Consider the following 904-nt stretch of genomic DNA (forward strand, 5'->3'; position numbering starts at 1 on the left):
CCGCTTTCTCCGATCGCTTTCTGAAACAGGCCGGCAGCCAGCGGAGACGCCATCAGCAGGCCGACGGCATGAGCGCCGGCAGACTCACCGAAGACGGTGACGTTATCCGGATCGCCGCCAAATGCAGCAATATTGTTTTTGACCCACTGCAACGCGGCAATCGTATCCTCAATGCCGTACATTCCAGACTTGTGCCCGTTTGACTCGGCATCCAGGTCCGGTCTGGACAGGAAACCAAATACGCCCAGCCGATAGTTCAATGTGATCAGTACGACGCCCTTTTTTGCCAGCGAGGTTCCGTCCAGCGCGACGCCATACGTTGAACTGTCCGAGGCCGTGCCGTACTGGAAGCCGCCTCCGTGAATGAACACCATGACCGGAAGTCTGGCGCCGCGGGTTCTGGCTCCGCTCCAGATATTCAGGAACAGACAGTCTTCGCTCACATTGCCGGTGACGATCGGACCGCCGAAGGGCGACGCGCCCCAGCATCGCGCGCCGGACTGGGTGGCATCACGTACGCCGCTCCAGACTGGCGCGGGCTGTGGCTCCTTCCATCGCAGGTTTCCTACGGGCGCCGCGGCATAGGGAATCCCCTTGAAACTGACGATACCGGATGCATCGGCGGGATTGCCGGCGAGGCTCCCGGAGGCGATTGTCACGTGATTGTCGAGCGGAGTCGATGAGATGTCGGGTATTGCGTCGTTGCCGCCACAAGCAGTGAGTAGCGCGCTTGCGAATGTAATCGCTGCCCCATGACTGAGGATTCTTTTATTGAATGGCGAATGCATGTTCTGTCTCCTTGATGCGACTGGCGTTCAATGCGCCAGGCGTCGTTATAGGTCCAACAGCAAAAACCTCTGCCGGAGTCTGTGTCTAGAAGGAATGGCTGATGCCGGCCATCACG

At 59.2% G+C, this 904-nt stretch carries 1 protein-coding gene; it reads right to left on the bottom strand.

Going from position 1 to position 904, the window contains the following annotated elements; all coding sequences use genetic code 11:
- The coding region (locus PQR67_RS38170) for a carboxylesterase family protein (RefSeq protein ID WP_408467949.1) at positions 1–788 on the bottom strand (788 nt) is incomplete at its 3' end.
- Between the last annotated feature and the right edge of the window lie 116 nt (positions 789–904).

It is taken from the genome of Paraburkholderia fungorum, assembly GCF_046026025.1.
Classification (GTDB): Bacteria; Pseudomonadota; Gammaproteobacteria; order Burkholderiales; family Burkholderiaceae; genus Paraburkholderia; species Paraburkholderia fungorum_E.